A 15058-nucleotide genomic window follows, 5' to 3' on the forward strand; every position below is an offset into this window, starting at 1 on the left:
TCCGATGAGCACAACTCTTCAGGCCCCCGCCAATGCTGAGACCCCCGCCGTCACCCGCGGACTGGTGGAAATCACCAGGGTCAGGAAGTCCTTCGGCGCCACCGAGGTGCTGAAGGGGATTTCCCTCACCGTGGAGCCGGGCGGTGTGGCCGTCATCGTGGGACCGTCCGGTTCCGGGAAGTCCACCCTGCTGCGGACCATCAACCACCTCGAAAAGGTGGATGCCGGCTTCATCGCCATCGACGGCCAGCTGGTGGGCTACCGGGTCAAGGGCAACAAACTGCATGAGCTGCCTGAGCGGGACATCCTGAAGCAGCGCACCGAGATCGGCATGGTGTTCCAGAACTTCAACCTGTTCCCGCACCTGACGGCACTGGAAAACGTTGCCGAGGCACCGGTCGTTGCCCCGCGTTCCGGCAAAGCCCGCAGGTCACCGGCGGAGGCCCGGGAGCGCGGCCTCGAACTCCTGGACCGCGTGGGCCTGCGGGACCGCGCCGATGCCTACCCGCGGCAGCTCTCCGGCGGCCAGCAGCAGCGCGTCGCCATCGCCCGGGCGCTGGCCCTTGACCCCAAGATCCTGCTCTTCGACGAGCCCACCTCGGCCCTCGATCCCGAACTGGTTAACGAAGTGCTGGACGTGATCCGCGAGTTGGCCAAGTCCGGCACCACCCTGGTCATTGTCACGCACGAGATGGGCTTCGCCCGCGACGTGGCGGACACCGTGGTGTTCATGGACCAGGGCCAGATCGTCGAACAGGGCAAACCCCAGGACATTTTCACCAACCCGCAGGAAGAACGCACCCGGAGTTTCTTCTCCAAGGTGATCGAGCCCGCCTTCAACATCTAAGGAAACTCCCATGGCCCCCTTCTCCACCCGGCAGCCCCGCAGCCGCGCCCTGCCCGCCGTCGTACTTCTCGGCCTCCTGAGCACCGCGGCGCTGTCCGCCTGCTCCGATCCCGGCGCCGCCGCCTCCGGCGCTTCAGCCGGCAGCTCCGGAGCACCGGCGACGACGGCGGCCCGCAACGGCGTCGTCTACAACACCTCACCGGACCAGCAGCGAATCCGCGCCGACAAGGACGCCGCCCTGGCCGCCAAAGTGCCTGCACTGATCGGCAAAGACGGCAAGCTCACCGTGGCCACCACTGCCGGCTCCATCCCGCTGTCCTTCCACGCCACGGACGACAAGACACCCATAGGCTCCGAGCTGGACATCGCGCAGCTGGTGGCCGACAAGCTGGGACTGGAACTCGACATCCAGGTCACATCCTGGGAGAACTGGCCCCTGAAGACGCAGTCCGGCGATTTCGAGGCCGTGTTCTCCAATGTGGGCATCAACAAGGACCGCGTGAAACTGTTCGACTTCGCCAGCTACCGCGCCGCCTACATGGGCTTCGAGGCCAAGAAATCCTCGACCTACAACATCCAGGGCGCCGACGACATCTCCGGCCTGAAGATCTCGGTTGGTTCGGGCACCAACCAGGAGAAGATCCTGCTGGCATGGAACAAGGAGCTCGAGGCCAAGGGCAAGGAACCCGCCAGCCTGCAGTACTACCCGTCGGACGCCGACACCATCCTGGCGCTGTCCTCCGGCCGGACCGACCTGAACATCGCGCCCTACCCCTCGACGCTCTACCGGGAGAACACCCGCGACGACCTCAAGGTGGTGGGCAAGGTCAATGCCGGCTGGCCCTCCGAAAGCCTGGTGGCCGCCACCACGCTCAAGGGCAACGGCCTGGCACCCGTGATCACGGAGGCGCTGAACTCGGCCATCAAGGACGGTTCGTACGCCAAGGTCCTGGAGCGCTGGGGCCTGTCCGACGAAGCCCTGCCGGAATCCAAGACCGTGACCGAGGCCAACTTTGCCTCCACCCAGAAGGGTTTGTAGCACAGCCCTGCTACAACGCCGCTTACGCCGTCAGCACCGACCACCACAGGAGCCATGATGCCCACGTCTACGCAAACTGAAACTGCCGCGGCTTTCGCCACCGAATGGGAGCAGTGGCATGCCACCCACGAGTTCCACCGCGCCGATCCCCACGGTTTCCTCGCCGTCACCCACCTGCACTGGTTGGGTGCAGAGCCCTCCCGCCTCGAGGGCGTTCCGGGCTTCTGGAGCGTGAAGGACGACGCCGTCACGGTGGTTCTGGAGGCGGGCGAAAGCCTGCTGCGGGACGGCACGGAACTGAACAGCAACCCAGCTGCGAACGGAAGCACCGCCGTCGTCTTCGATCCCATCGCCGAGCGTGACGGCATCAACCTCACCGCCGGTCCCGCCATCGTCGAACTCGCCAAACGCGGCGGGGAGTACATCGTGCGGCCCCGGCACCCGGAGAACCCGCTGCTCAAGGAGTACCGCGGCACCCCGGCGTACGCGCCGGACCCGCGCTTCGCCGTCGAAGGTGTGTACGTGCCGTTCGACGAGCCGCGCCCCACCACTGTGGGCGCCGCCGTCGAGGGCATCGTGCACGTGTACCAGGCGCCGGGCGAGATCCGGTTTGCCCTGGATGGCCGGGAGCTTGCCCTTACGGCGTTCAACGGCCACGCGCCGGGCACACTGTCCGTGCTGTTCACGGATGCGACGTCCGGCAAGACCACCTACGCGGCGAACCGCTCGCTCACGGTGGGGGCACCCGATGCGGACGGCCGCGTGACCCTGGATTTCAACCGCGCGGTGAACCTGCCGTGCGCCTACACCGACCTCGCCACCTGCCCGCTGCCGCCGTCCGAAAACCGCCTGGCGGTGGCCATCGAAGCCGGCGAACAGATTCCCCACGAAAGGCAGGCCGGACAGTGAGCACGACTCCCACCGCTGCACCTTCTACTACGGCACGTGCTGCTAAGGCACTTGGGCAGGGCTTCCTCGCCCTGGAACTCGACGGCGACGGCGCCCACCCCGCCGCCTGGCGCAGGGCCCGGCACACCCCCGCCGAACTGCTCGACGGAACCCGGGTCCGCGCCACGGTGCTGGCCGCCGAATCGGCCGGGTTCCACGTGGCGACGTTCGCCGACGGATCCCTGCCGGCCGCGTCTTCCGGGCCCGGCGGCCGCGACGTCCCGGGCCGGCTGAACGCCCTGCAGCGCGCGGCGTTCGCCGGCCCCGTCACCGGCTCCATTGTCCTGGTCCCCGAGGTGGACACTGTCTACACGGAGCCGTTCCACATCTCCACACAGCTGGCCAGCCTGGATTACGTGTCCGGCGGCCGGGCCGGGTGGCTGGTCGCCGCGTCGGACAAGGCTTCTGATGCCGCGGCCGTTGGGCGGTCCCATGTTTCCGGTGAGGGGCTGGGCCGGGAGGCGGCCGATTCCATCGAGGCCGGCCGCCGGCTCTGGGACTCCTGGGAGGACGGCGCCGTGATCCGCGACGTCGCCACCGGCCGGTACATCGACGTCGACAAGCTGCACTATGTCGATTTCCAAAGCACTCCCGCGGCCGCCGGCGCCGGCTATTCCATCAAGGGGCCGTCCATCATTCCCCGGCCGCTGCAGGGCCAGCTCCCGGTCCTCGCACCGGCCGGCCTGCTGAACGCGGACCAGCTGTCCGCCGGGGCGGCAGACGCCCTGCTCGTGTCCGCGCCCACGCCGGAGCTGCTGGCCGGGGAGGCCGCCGAGGCCCGTGCAGCCGCTCCCGCCGCGGCCATCATCGCCGAGCTCGACGTCGTCCTCGACGCCCGCGGGCAGAGCGCCGCCGGCAGGCTCGCCGAACTGGATGCGCACACCCCGTGGCAGAGCAGCCGTGCACGGTTCGTTGGCACCGCGGCGGAGCTCACCGAGCTGCTGTCCGCCGTGTTGGAAACCGCCGACGGCGTGCGCCTGCACCCGGCAGTGCTGGATGTGGACCTGGAGGAGCTGGCCCAGCTGGTGCTTCCCGCCCTGCGCAGCCGGGGCCTGCTGGCCCCGCAGCAGCCTGGTTCCACGTTCCGGGACCTGCTCGGCCTGCAGCGCCCGGTTAGCCGGTATGCCGCTTCGCCCGCTGCGCCAGCAACTGTTTTCGCATTGTCCGCGGCCGACCACTAGGGAGACCCATGACAGACACACACATCGGCAACGGCTTCGTTCCCTCCGGCCGGCTGCAGCTCGGCGTCTTCTTCCAGGGCGTGAACTCGGGCACCGTCTGGAAGTCGGCCGAATCGGGATCGCAGACGGACTTCGAGTCCTTCCGCCGCATCGCCCAGACCGCGGAACGGGGCCTGTTCGCAGCGTTCTTCCTCGGTGAGGGGCTGCGGCTCCGCGAGCACCTCGGCCGCCCGCACGCGCTGGACGTCGTGGGCCGGCCTGACGCGCAGACCATGCTGGCCGCCCTGGCCTCCGTGACCAAACGGATCGGCCTGGTGGCCACGCAGAACACCACATACAACGACCCCGCCGACCTGGCACACCGGCTCTCCTCGCTGGACCTGCTCTCCGGCGGCCGCGCTGCCTGGAACGTGGTCACCACGGACAACGCCTGGACCGGCGCGAACTTCCGCCGCGGCGGCTACCTGGACCACTCCGACCGGTACGTCCACGCCGAAGCGTTCGTCACCACGGCCAAGCGGATCTGGGACTCCTGGGAGGACGGCGCCATCGCCGCATCCGCCACTGCTCCCGCGTGGGCCTCGCCCCGTTCGGCCCGGCCCGTGCGCCACGAAGGGCAGCACTACACGGTGGACTACGTGGCGAAGCTCCCTCGCAGCGCCCAGTACCGCCCGGTGCTGTTCCAGGCCGGCGACTCACCGGAAGGCCGCGACTTCGCGGCCCGGCAGGCCGACGTCATCTTCTCCGCCCACCCGCGGCTCGACGACGCCCTCGACTTCCGCCGCGACATCGTCCGGCGCACGGTCAACGCCGGCCGCGGCGCGAACGACGTCAAGATCATGCCCGCCAGCGAGTTCATCCTCGCCGCCACCCCGCAGGAGGCACTCGAGAAGAAGAACTGGGTGCGAAACCTGCAGATCGGGCCCGAGCAGGCCATCGCCTACCTGGAACAGTTCTGGGGCCGCGAGCTTCAGGCATTCGATCCGGACGGGCCGCTGCCCGAGATCGACCCCGTGGTGGAAGAGACCTCCGAAACCCGCGGCAGCGGATTCCACGGAGCCAAGGCCAAGCAGCTGGCGGACCAGTGGCGCGCCGAAGCCAGGGACAAGGGACTGAGCATCCGGCAGTTCGTCTCGGCCCGGACCAGCCGCGGGGACTCCAGCTTCACGGGCTCCTACACCGAGGTGGCGGACCGGCTGGCGGAATATGCCCGCACGGGTGCCGTGGACGGCTTCAACATCTCGCCGTGGCTGATCCCCACCGGCCTGGACGACATCGTTAACCACCTCGTCCCGGAGCTGCAGGAGCGCGGCGTCTACCCCACCGAGTACGCAGGCAACACTCTGCGCGAGAACCTCGGGCTTTCGACGCCGGTCCGGCAGGCGGACTCGGGGCAGCACACCGCCGTCGGGAACACCGCCGTCGGTCTGGAAGTCTAGGCTTGTGGACGGCGGCCGTGGCGGTGACGACCGCGCCGTTGAAGACCGGGTGTCGGGCCTCGGCGGGTCGAACAACGGCGGGCCGAAGTGGTCCGGGCACACCGATGCCGCCGCCGAAACCATCCGGCTCCAGCTGACTGTTGCTGAGCTGCTCCTCTAATGGCTTCTCGACTGCTCCGTAGGTGCCCTTTTCGCGCCTCATAAGGGCCTCTACAGAGCAACGGATTGGAATTTTCTGGCCGTACCGCTGTCAGCGCGCAGCTCCAGCCGGGACCGCCAGGGACAGGAAGTCCTCGATCCAGGTCTGCATCCGGGCGTCCTCCAGATGCAGACGGTGCCTGCCGCCGTCGACCCGGATTAGCTGCGCATCCGGAATCCGCCCGGCCATCTCGGCGGCGTTGGCAACCGGTGCCAGGGCGTCCTCGCTGCCGTGAATGACCAGGGCCGGGGCCTGGATTGAGGAAAGAACGTCCCAGGCATCGTGCAGGCGGCTGGCCCGGAAGTGCCTGCTCTTGACCGCTGCGGAGGCCTGAACCCGGAAGAACGCAGCTACAACCGCAGGATTTTGCTCGACAAAGCCGGGGCTGAAGAACAGCGGCGCCATGCGTGCAAGGTCCCCGCTGGTGAGCGCGGCTGTGGCCGCAGCGGTCCGGGCCGGCCCCCTGGCGTCGCCGGCACTCGTGGCCGCCAGGATCAGGGACGCCACCCGGTCGGGGAAGTCCACGGCCATCCACTGGGCAGCGCGGCCACCCATCGAGTGCCCATAGACGTGAGCCCTGCGGACACCGGCAGCATCCAGAACAGCAACGGCATCTGCCGCGAAGGCCGGCGTGGTGTAGTTTTCCGCGCTGCCTTCCGAGCTGGCGCCGATGCCGCGGTGATCGAAGCGGATGACCCGGAACGAACGGGCCAGACCAGGAACCACCGGGTCCCAGCCGGCCATTCCCGTCGCCTGGCCAGCCACGAGCAGCAGGGGTTCCCCGCTGCCTTCCTCCGTCCAGGCAAGCTCCGCGCCGTCTTCGGTCACGGCCTTTTTCAACGTCGGGGTCACCTGTTCAATGTACCTTCGCCCGGGTGCGGCCAAAATAAAAGGCGCGAACGTAGAGTTGCGGCCCCGATTCCGGGCGGAAATGGGGCCGCAACTGTCCGTTCGCGCCGTGATTGGGGGCTCAGGAGGCCTTCGCGCCTGCCTTTGCGCTCCAGTCCATCGCGGGCTGGGTTTCGACGTTGTTGAAGGTGTAGAGGTGGATGCCGGCGAGTGCGGGTTCCGTGACGGCCAGCTCGGAGACCAGCGACCCGGAGGAGTAGCTGCCGGCATTCAGGAGCCTGCGCGCGAGCGGGCCCTTGCGGTTCAGGAACTTCAGCGACGGACCGACGCCGATCTTGGTGGCCAGCGAGATCAGCTTCGCCCGCGGCACGGGCCCGGCCACTCCCGCCCAGATGGGAAGGTCAACGCCCTCACGGCGGAGCAGTTCCGCGTACCAGCCGACCCTGGCCGCCGAAAAGCACATCTGGGTGACCACGTTCGAGGCCAGATGCTGCTTTTCGAGCAGCGCATCGAGCATGTGCAGCTCGTTGTGCTTCGGATGGCCTTCCGGATATCCGGCCACGCCGATGGCCATGGTCCCGCCGGTCAGTTCGGCGATGTCCTCCATGAGACGGAAGCTGTTGCCATAGGGGCCGGCGGCTTCGGCAGCATCCCCTCCGATGGCGAAAACCTCCGTGATTCCCGCGGCCTCGCAGTCGCGGAGCAGGCCCGCGAGCTGGGCCCGGCTGCCGAGGCCCCGCGCGGCCAGGTGGGGTATCACGCTGTAGCCGAGCCCGCCCAGCTGGACGGCGGCCCGCACAGTGGACTCCGGCCCGTGGTGCGGCAGGCAGGTCACCGTCAGCGTGGATCCGGCAGGAACGTGAGCCTGGACTTTGGGAATGATGCCGTCCGTGGGAATGATCTCCAGGCGTACCGGGAATGGGTTGAATCGCTCGTTTGTCACCGCAGGATGACCGTCCGGTTCCCGGAGAGGATGATTCTTCCCTCGGCGTGCCAGCGGACGGCATTCGTCAGGGCCTTGCACTCCGCGTCCTTGCCCACCGACACCAGGTCCGCGGGAGTGAAGGTGTGGTCGACCTCGATCACCTGCTGCGCGATGATCGGCCCCTCATCCAGCTCTGAATTGACGTAGTGCGCTGTGGCGCCGACGGTCTTGACGCCGCGCTCGTACGCCTGGTGGTAGGGCTTGGCACCCTTGAAGCTGGGCAGGAACGAGTGGTGGATGTTGATGGCCCTGCCGGCGAGCCGTGCGGTGGCGGAGTCGCTGAGGACCTGCATGTAGCGGGCCAGGACCACGAGTTCGACGTCGAGCGCCTTCACGAGTTCCAGCAGGGCAGCTTCCGCTTCGGGCTTGGTAGCTGCTGTCACGGGGATGTGGTGGAACGGGATTCCGTGCCAGGCCGCGAGCCCCGCCAGGTCAGGGTGGTTGGACACCACGGCTGCGATCTCCACCGGGAGTTCGCCGCTGCGGGTGCGGACCAGCAGGTCGTTGAGGCAGTGGTCGTACTTGGAGACCATCACCAGGATGCGCTGCCTGCGGCTATGCCGCTCCAGGCGCCAGTCCATGTTCCACTCGTCGGCAAGCGGCGCGAAGCTTTCGCGGAGCTGTTCGACGGCGGGCTGTTCGACGGCGTCCGTGTCACCAGCGGTTTCGCCCGGGGCGGCGGCTGAGGCGAAGTGCACCCGCATGAAGAAGTGCCCCGCGCTCCGGTCGCCGAACTGCTTGAGGTCCACGATGTAGCACTCCTGCTTGAGCAGGAAGTCCGCGACCGACTGGACGATCCCCAGGGAGTCCGGGCAGTGGAAGGTGAGCACAAACTCCCCTGCACCTGGCTGCCGGGCCTGGCCCGCCGTCGTCGGCTTTTCCTCGATGGTGATCATCCCTTGACGCTTTCCTTCTCCTGGAACTGGCTGTCCGCACCGTTGCGGGCGGTGTTTTCCTCGGCGCGCAGCTCGTCCTGGAAAGCCTCGTAGCGGGCAATGTGGGCCGGCCGGCGGCGCAGCACCAGCCAGGCAGCACCGAGGAGGACGAACCAGACGGGCGTGACCAGCAGTGCGGCCAGGGTGTCCGGCTGGGTGGTGAGCGTCCACAGCACGAAGCCGAAGAACGCGAAGACCGCCCACACCATGGGAATGCCGCCGGGCATCTTGAACTTGGAGGCGCTGTGCAGGTGCGGGCGCCGGCGGCGGAAGGCGATGTAGCTGGCGAGGATGATCGACCAGACGAAGACGAAGCAGACGGCGGAGACGGTGGTAACCATGTCGAACGCCTTGCCGACGTCCTGGCCGGCGTACATGAGCACCACACCGGAGAGCAGCAGCACGCAGGACAGGAACAGGGCGTTGTTGGGTACCTTGCGGCGGGACAGGCTGCGGAAGACGGCCGGCGCGTCACCTTCCTCCGCGAGGCCATAGACCATGCGCGAGGTGGAGTAGATGCCGGAGTTGGCCGAGGACATCGCCGAGGTCAGCACGACGAGGTTGACCACCGTGGCGGCGGCTCCGAGGCCGGCCAGCGAGAACATGGCAATGAAGGGGCTGTGGCCGGCGGCGAACTGGGTCCAGGGCGTGACGGACATCAGGATGATGAGGGCGCCCACGTAGAAGAGCAGCACGCGCACCGGAATGGAGTTGATGGCCTTGGGCAGGTTCCGCTCCGGGTTCTTGGCTTCGGCGGCCGTGGTGCCCACCAGTTCGATGCCCACGAAGGCGAACACGGCGATCTGGAAACCGGCCACGAAGCCCATGAATTCATTGGGGAAGAAGCCGCCGTGGCTCCACAGGTTGGTGAAGCTGGCCTGCCCGGAGTCGCTCTGGAAGCCGATGAAGATCATGAACATGCCTACGATGATCAGGGCGGCGATGGCGATGATTTTGATGAGGGCGAACCAGAATTCCGTTTCGCCGAAGGCCTTGACGGTGGTCAGGTTCAGCAGGAGCAGGATGGCCACGGTGGCCAGGCCCGGGATCCAGAGCGGCAGTCCCGGCCAGAGCTCGCGGGAGTACCCGGCGATCGCTATGACGTCCGCGATGCCGGTGATCACCCAGCAGAACCAGTAGGTCCAGCCGGTGAAAAAGCCGGCCCAGGGGCCCAGCAGGTCGGCGGCGAAATCGCTGAAGGACTTGTAGTTGAGGTTGCTCAGCAGCAGTTCGCCCATGGCCCGCATGACGAAGAACAGCATGAAGCCGATGATCATGTACACGAAGATCACCGACGGCCCGGCCGCGGAGATTGTTTTGCCCGAACCCATGAACAGGCCGGTGCCGATGGCGCCGCCGATGGCGATCAGCTGGATGTGGCGGTTGCTCAGCTGCCGTTCCAGTCGCGGAGCCTCCCCGGCCGGGGACGCAGAAGGGTGAATCGTCATAAGGAACTCCATTGTTCAAGTGGCACCAAATGGCCACACTGACAGGGTTCCTCCCCGCTCTGTACTGGACCTGAGAGATTCCGCGGACATGGATGACCGCTTTGCACCTTCGGTGAGCCCGGGCACGCCGGGCTGCTTTTCAGAGTTGCCTCGCCGCGGCGGTACGTGGGCCTGAGAGTTTCCTGGGGAGGGTTTGCTCCTACGGCGCCCGCTGATGTACCGGCAGGGCTCTCCCGCCGCAGATCGTAAGCGTTTTCAGTTATGAATTCGGCGTGCCGACGGCGCCCGGCCTGTCCGGCGCCTGCCGGTCAGCCCAGTCCCGCTGGCCACCGGTTCAGTGTGGTCTCGGTCACGAAGAATTGTCAAACCCGGCTCCCCGGGCCCTTCATGGGCAGCGCCGCAGCGGTTTGGCCCGGCCCCGTTTTGGCATTCGGCGCCGAGTGCTGTACTGTGTGAGCCGAATCACCCACATCTTCATAGCCTTTCGAACCGTGGCGGGAGAGTCCTCCCAGTCATCCATCGGGCAGGCGCCGTAGGAGCAAATCCTCCCCAGGAATCTCTCAGGCCCCAGTACCGCCGCGGCGAGGCAACTCTGGAAAGCAGCCAAACTTTGGTTTGGCTCACCGACGGTGCAAGCGGACACGACTGTCCGCGGAATCTCTCAGGTCCAATACAGAGCGGGGAGGAACCCAACCCATGCCGTGCCACCCGTGGCCGGCCAGACCTGGAGTTCCTCATGACGATTCAATCCCTTCCGTCAACGTTTGCCGACCGGCATATCGGCGCCCGCCGCCAGGCCGACATCGACACCATGCTCAAGCACGTCGGCTACGACACCGTCGACGGCCTGGTTGACGCCGCCGTTCCGGCACCCATCCGCCAGGAAAACGCGCTGCGCCTCACCGCTGCCCTGAGCGAAGTCGAGGTCCTGGCCGAGCTCCGCCGGCTCGCGGCCAAGAACAAGACCGCCGTGCAGATGATCGGGCAGGGCTACTACGACACCGTGACGCCTCCGGTGATCCGCCGCAACATCCTCGAGGCCCCCGCCTGGTACACCGCGTACACGCCGTACCAGCCGGAGATCTCCCAGGGCCGGCTCGAGGCGCTGCTGAACTTCCAGACCATGGTCCAGGACCTGACCGGCCTGCCGATCGCCAACGCTTCCCTGCTGGATGAAGCCACCGCCGTGGCCGAGGCCGTGCTGCTGATGCGCCGCGCCAACAAGAAGAACGACGGCAAGACCGTCCTGGACGCGGACTGCCTGCCGCAGACCATCGCGATCGTCAAGGGCCGCGCCGAGGCGCTCGGCTTCGAGGTGGAGGTCGCGGACCTGTCCCAAGGGCTGCCCGACGGCGAGATCAACGGCGTCGTGCTCCAGCAGCCCGGCGTCTCGGGCCGGGTCTTCGACCATTCCGGCGTGATTGCCGCTGCCAAGGAGCGCGGCGCGCTGGTGACCGTGGCCGCGGACCTGCTGGCGCTGACCCTGATCACGCCTCCGGGTGAGCAGGGGGCCGACATCGCCGTCGGAACCGCCCAGCGCTTCGGCGTTCCGCTGTTCTTCGGCGGCCCGCACGCCGCCTACATCGCCGTCCGCGCCGGCATGGAGCGCACGCTTCCCGGCCGCATCGTCGGCGTCTCCAAGGACAACGCCGGCGCCCCCGCCTACCGGCTGGCGCTGCAGACCCGGGAGCAGCACATCCGCCGCGAGAAGGCCACCTCCAACATCTGCACCGCGCAGGCCCTGCTGGCCATCGTGTCGTCCTTCTACGCCGTTTACCACGGCCCGGAGGGCCTGAAGGCGATCGCCGAGACCGTGCACCACAACGCCCGTGTCCTGGCCACCGCCCTGAAGACCGCCGGCCGCGAACTGGCCAGCGAGACCTTCTTCGACACCCTCACCGTCCGCGTGCCGGGCAAGGCCGCCAAAGTCATCACCGCCGCCGAGGCCCGCGGCATCAACCTCCGGCACATCGATGAGGACACCGTTGGCGTCTCCATCGATGAGACGACGACGGCGGAAACACTTTCCGCCGTAGCCGTCGCCTTTGGCGCCGGTCCGGTCGGGGACGCAGCCGGGTTCGAACTGCCCGAGTCCGTGCTCCGCACCTCGGACTACCTGCAGCACCCGGTGTTCAACACGCACCGCTCCGAAACCCAGCTGCTGCGCTACATCCGCAAGCTCTCCGACCGCGACCTGGCACTGGACCGCACCATGATCCCGCTGGGCTCCTGCACCATGAAGCTGAACGCCACCGCCGAGATGGAAGCCATCTCCTGGCCCGAATTCGCCTCGATCCACCCGTTCGCCCCGGACTCCCAGACCGAGGGCTGGCGCGAACTCATCGGCGGTCTGGAAGCCGACCTCGCCGAAATCACCGGCTACGACCAGGTGTCCATCCAGCCCAACGCCGGGTCCCAGGGCGAACTCGCCGGCCTGCTGGCGATCCGCGGCTACCACCTCTCCCGCGGCGAGGGACAGCGCAACATCTGCCTCATCCCCGCCTCCGCGCACGGCACCAACGCCGCCTCGGCCGTGCTGGCCGGCATGAAGGTGGTCGTCGTGGCCACCGCCACCGACGGCACGATCAACCACACGGACCTGTACACCAAGATCGAGCAGTACCGGGACGTTCTCTCGGCGATCATGATCACCTACCCCTCCACCCACGGGGTGTACGACGGCGATGTCCGTGAGGTCTGCGACGCCGTCCACGCCGCCGGCGGACAGGTCTATGTCGACGGCGCCAACCTCAACGCCCTCGTCGGCCTGGCCCAGCCCGGCAAGTTCGGCGGCGACGTCTCGCACCTGAACCTGCACAAGACCTTCTGCATCCCGCACGGCGGCGGCGGACCCGGCGTCGGACCCGTCGCAGCCAAGGCACACCTGGCACCGTTCATGCCGGGCGACGCCAACAGCGCTTCGTCCGAGGGTGGAGTGGACCGGCATGGCGTTGCCATCAGCGCGTCGCGGTTCGGCTCTGCGGGCGTCCTGCCCATCTCCTGGGCCTACGTGAAGCTCATGGGCGGCCAGGGCCTGACCGAGGCCACCAAGTCTGCCCTGCTCGCGGCGAACTATGTCGCTTCCCGTCTGGATGAGTTCTTCCCGGTGCTCTACACCGGCGACAGCGGGCTCGTGGCGCACGAGTGCATCCTGGACCTGCGCGGCCTGACGGCCAAGACCGGCGTGACCGCCGAGGACGTGGCCAAGCGCCTGATCGACTTCGGCTTCCACGCGCCCACGCTGGCGTTCCCGGTGGCCGGCACCCTGATGGTGGAACCCACCGAGTCCGAGGACCTGGCCGAGATCGACCGGTTCATCGACGCGATGATCACCATCCACGCCGAAATCCAGCAGGTCGCCAACGGCGACTTCACCCTGGAAAACTCGCCGCTGCGCAACGCACCCCACACGGCAGCCGCCGTCGTCAGTTCCGGCTGGAACCGTTCCTACCCGCGCGAGCAGGCCGCCTTCCCGGTGCCTTCGCTCCGGCAGGACAAGTACTTCCCGCCCGTGGGCCGCATCGACGGCGCCGCCGGTGACCGCAACCTGGTCTGCTCCTGCCCGCCCCTTTCCGAGTTTGAAAACTAAGGACTTCCCATGACCGAGAACTACACCGCCCTCTACGACCAGCACAAGAAAGCCGGCGCATCCTTCACCGACTTCGGCGGCTGGCAGATGCCGCTGAAGTACGAATCGGAACTCGCCGAGCACCACGCCGTCCGCAACGCCGCCGGCCTGTTCGACCTCTCCCACATGGGCGAAGTCTGGGTCACCGGCCCGGACGCCGCCGCCTTCCTGGACTACGCCCTGGCCGGCAAGCTGTCCGCCATCGCGGTCGGCAAGGCCAAGTACTCCCTGATCTGCGACGCCGACGGCGGCATCATCGACGACCTGATCTCCTACCGCCGACCGTCTCCGACAGAAGGCGAGGACAAGTACCTCGTGGTCCCCAATGCGGGCAATGCCACCAAGGTGGCCGCAGCACTCGCCGAGCGCGCCGCGGACTTCAACGTCACGGTCGAGGACGCCTCCTCGGAGATTTCGCTGATCGCGGTGCAGGGGCCCAACGCGGAGGCCATCCTCCTGCAGCTGGTCCCGGCCGAACAGCATTCCCTGGTGACGGACCTGAAGTACTACGCGGCAGTCGAGGTGCAGATCGCCGTCGGCGGAACTGCGCGGGACCTCCTGCTGGCCCGCACCGGCTACACCGGCGAGGACGGCTTCGAGATCTACGTGCCCAACGCCGAGGCACCCCGGCTGTGGGAATCGCTGCTTGAGGCCGGCGAAGGGCACGGGCTGGTCCCCGCCGGCCTCGCCGCCCGCGACTCGCTGCGCCTGGAAGCCGGCATGCCGCTGTACGGCAACGAGCTCTCGCGCCGCGTGAACGCCTATGCGGCAGGACTCGGTCCGGTGGTTTCGCTGGCCAAGGAAAGCGACTTCGTCGGCAAGGAGGCGCTGGCCGCACTCAAGGCAGCCGGCGTCGGTTCCACCATCGGCCAGAAGCTCGTGGGCCTCAAGGGTACCGGCCGTCGCGCGGCCCGCGGCCACTACCCGGTGCTCAAGGACGGCACGCTGATCGGTGAGGTCACCTCTGGCCAGCCCTCCCCCACCCTTGGCTACCCGGTCGCCATGGCCTATGTCGACGTCGAACATGCCGAGGTGGGCACGCTGGTGGATGTCGACCTCCGCGGGAAGCCCGAGCGCTTCGAAGTCGTCGCACTGCCGTTCTACAAGCGCCAAAAGTAACCATCCACGAACTTCTAGATACAAAGGAATTGATATGAGCAAGGTTGTTGCCGAACTGAAGTACTCCGCCGAGCACGAATGGGTCGCCGTCGACGGATCCGGGCCTGTGGGGATCGGGATCTCCGCCGTGGCCGCCGACGCCCTGGGCGATATCGTGTACGTGGACCTGCCCGAGGTGGGTGCCACCGTCACGGCAGGCGAAACCTGCGGTGAGGTGGAATCCACCAAGTCCGTCTCGGACCTGTACGCCCCGGTCACGGGCGAGGTCACGGAGATCAACGACGGTGTCGTCGCGGACCCGGCCCTCATCAACAGCGACCCGTACGGCGCCGGCTGGCTGTTCAAGGTGGCCGTCACCGACGAGGGCCCGCTGATGTCGGCCGAGGAATACGCAGCAGCCAACGGCGGCGAACTCTAGCCCCGGCCTCACTCCCCTTAACC

General features: G+C 67.7%; 13 protein-coding genes and 2 riboswitches. Of the genes, 9 read left to right on the top strand and 4 right to left on the bottom strand.

All coding sequences use genetic code 11. From position 1 onward, the window contains the following. Positions 1-4 precede the first annotated feature (4 nt). The 6 genes from ACFUTU_RS00260 (at position 5) to ACFUTU_RS00285 (ending at position 5614) form a co-directional block, all read left to right on the top strand. Positions 5-847 carry an amino acid ABC transporter ATP-binding protein gene (locus ACFUTU_RS00260; protein WP_377959763.1) on the top strand — a complete coding sequence of 281 codons (843 nt, stop codon included), beginning with the start codon at positions 5-7 and terminating at the stop codon, positions 845-847. 10 nt (positions 848-857) lie between these two features. Further along, a complete protein-coding gene (locus ACFUTU_RS00265) occupies positions 858-1886 on the top strand; it encodes an ABC transporter substrate-binding protein (protein WP_377959764.1) in 1029 nt (342 codons plus the stop codon). A 57-nt stretch (positions 1887-1943) separates the two neighbouring features. Next, positions 1944-2795, top strand: a complete 852-nt coding sequence (locus tag ACFUTU_RS00270; RefSeq protein WP_377959921.1) for a DUF1684 domain-containing protein — start codon at positions 1944-1946, stop codon at positions 2793-2795. Positions 2796-2866: 71 nt separating this feature from the next. Continuing rightward, on the top strand, positions 2867-4015 hold the full coding sequence (locus ACFUTU_RS00275) for an LLM class flavin-dependent oxidoreductase (protein ID WP_377959922.1): 1149 nt from the start codon (positions 2867-2869) through the stop codon (positions 4013-4015). Between the two features lie 8 nt (positions 4016-4023). Further along, positions 4024-5454, top strand: a complete 1431-nt coding sequence (locus tag ACFUTU_RS00280; RefSeq protein ID WP_377959765.1) for an NtaA/DmoA family FMN-dependent monooxygenase — start codon at positions 4024-4026, stop codon at positions 5452-5454. A gap of 4 nt (positions 5455-5458) precedes the next feature. Next, positions 5459-5614, top strand: a complete 156-nt coding sequence (locus tag ACFUTU_RS00285) for a hypothetical protein (protein ID WP_377959766.1) — start codon at positions 5459-5461, stop codon at positions 5612-5614. 90 nt (positions 5615-5704) lie between these two features. Here ACFUTU_RS00285 and ACFUTU_RS00290 read toward each other — a convergent pair whose 3' ends face one another. The 4 genes from ACFUTU_RS00290 to cycA form a co-directional block, all read right to left on the bottom strand. Next, positions 5705-6481 carry an alpha/beta fold hydrolase gene (locus tag ACFUTU_RS00290; protein WP_377959767.1) on the bottom strand — a complete coding sequence of 259 codons (777 nt, stop codon included), beginning with the start codon at positions 6479-6481 and terminating at the stop codon, positions 5705-5707. A 142-nt stretch (positions 6482-6623) separates the two neighbouring features. After that, on the bottom strand, positions 6624-7445 hold the full coding sequence (locus ACFUTU_RS00295) for a methylenetetrahydrofolate reductase (RefSeq protein WP_377959768.1): 822 nt from the start codon (positions 7443-7445) through the stop codon (positions 6624-6626). Further along, the gene (purU, locus tag ACFUTU_RS00300) at positions 7442-8383 is read right to left on the bottom strand and encodes a formyltetrahydrofolate deformylase (protein ID WP_377959769.1); all 942 of its coding nucleotides are present in this window, start codon (positions 8381-8383) and stop codon (positions 7442-7444) included. The genes ACFUTU_RS00295 and purU overlap by 4 nt, the downstream gene beginning before the upstream one ends. Next, positions 8380-9870, bottom strand: a complete 1491-nt coding sequence (cycA, locus tag ACFUTU_RS00305; protein WP_377959770.1) for a D-serine/D-alanine/glycine transporter — start codon at positions 9868-9870, stop codon at positions 8380-8382. Before cycA ends, purU begins: the two co-directional genes overlap by 4 nt. Positions 9871-10019: 149 nt before the next feature. Beyond that, positions 10020-10116, bottom strand: a riboswitch (glycine riboswitch). A 239-nt stretch (positions 10117-10355) separates the two neighbouring features. Beyond that, positions 10356-10456: riboswitch (glycine riboswitch) on the top strand. A gap of 150 nt (positions 10457-10606) precedes the next feature. Here cycA and gcvP point away from each other — a divergent pair. The 3 genes from gcvP to gcvH are packed head-to-tail and all read left to right on the top strand — an operon-like array spanning position 10607 to position 15035. Then, positions 10607-13459, top strand: a complete 2853-nt coding sequence (gene gcvP / locus ACFUTU_RS00310; RefSeq protein ID WP_377959771.1) for an aminomethyl-transferring glycine dehydrogenase — start codon at positions 10607-10609, stop codon at positions 13457-13459. A gap of 9 nt (positions 13460-13468) precedes the next feature. Then, the gene (gene gcvT, locus ACFUTU_RS00315) at positions 13469-14617 is read left to right on the top strand and encodes a glycine cleavage system aminomethyltransferase GcvT (protein WP_377959772.1); all 1149 of its coding nucleotides are present in this window, start codon (positions 13469-13471) and stop codon (positions 14615-14617) included. A gap of 34 nt (positions 14618-14651) precedes the next feature. After that, positions 14652-15035, top strand: a complete 384-nt coding sequence (gene gcvH / locus ACFUTU_RS00320) for a glycine cleavage system protein GcvH (protein WP_377959773.1) — start codon at positions 14652-14654, stop codon at positions 15033-15035. Positions 15036-15058: the final 23 nt, after the last annotated feature.

It is taken from the genome of Arthrobacter sp. NPDC057388, assembly GCF_042668165.1.
GTDB lineage: Bacteria > Actinomycetota > Actinomycetes > Actinomycetales > Micrococcaceae > Arthrobacter.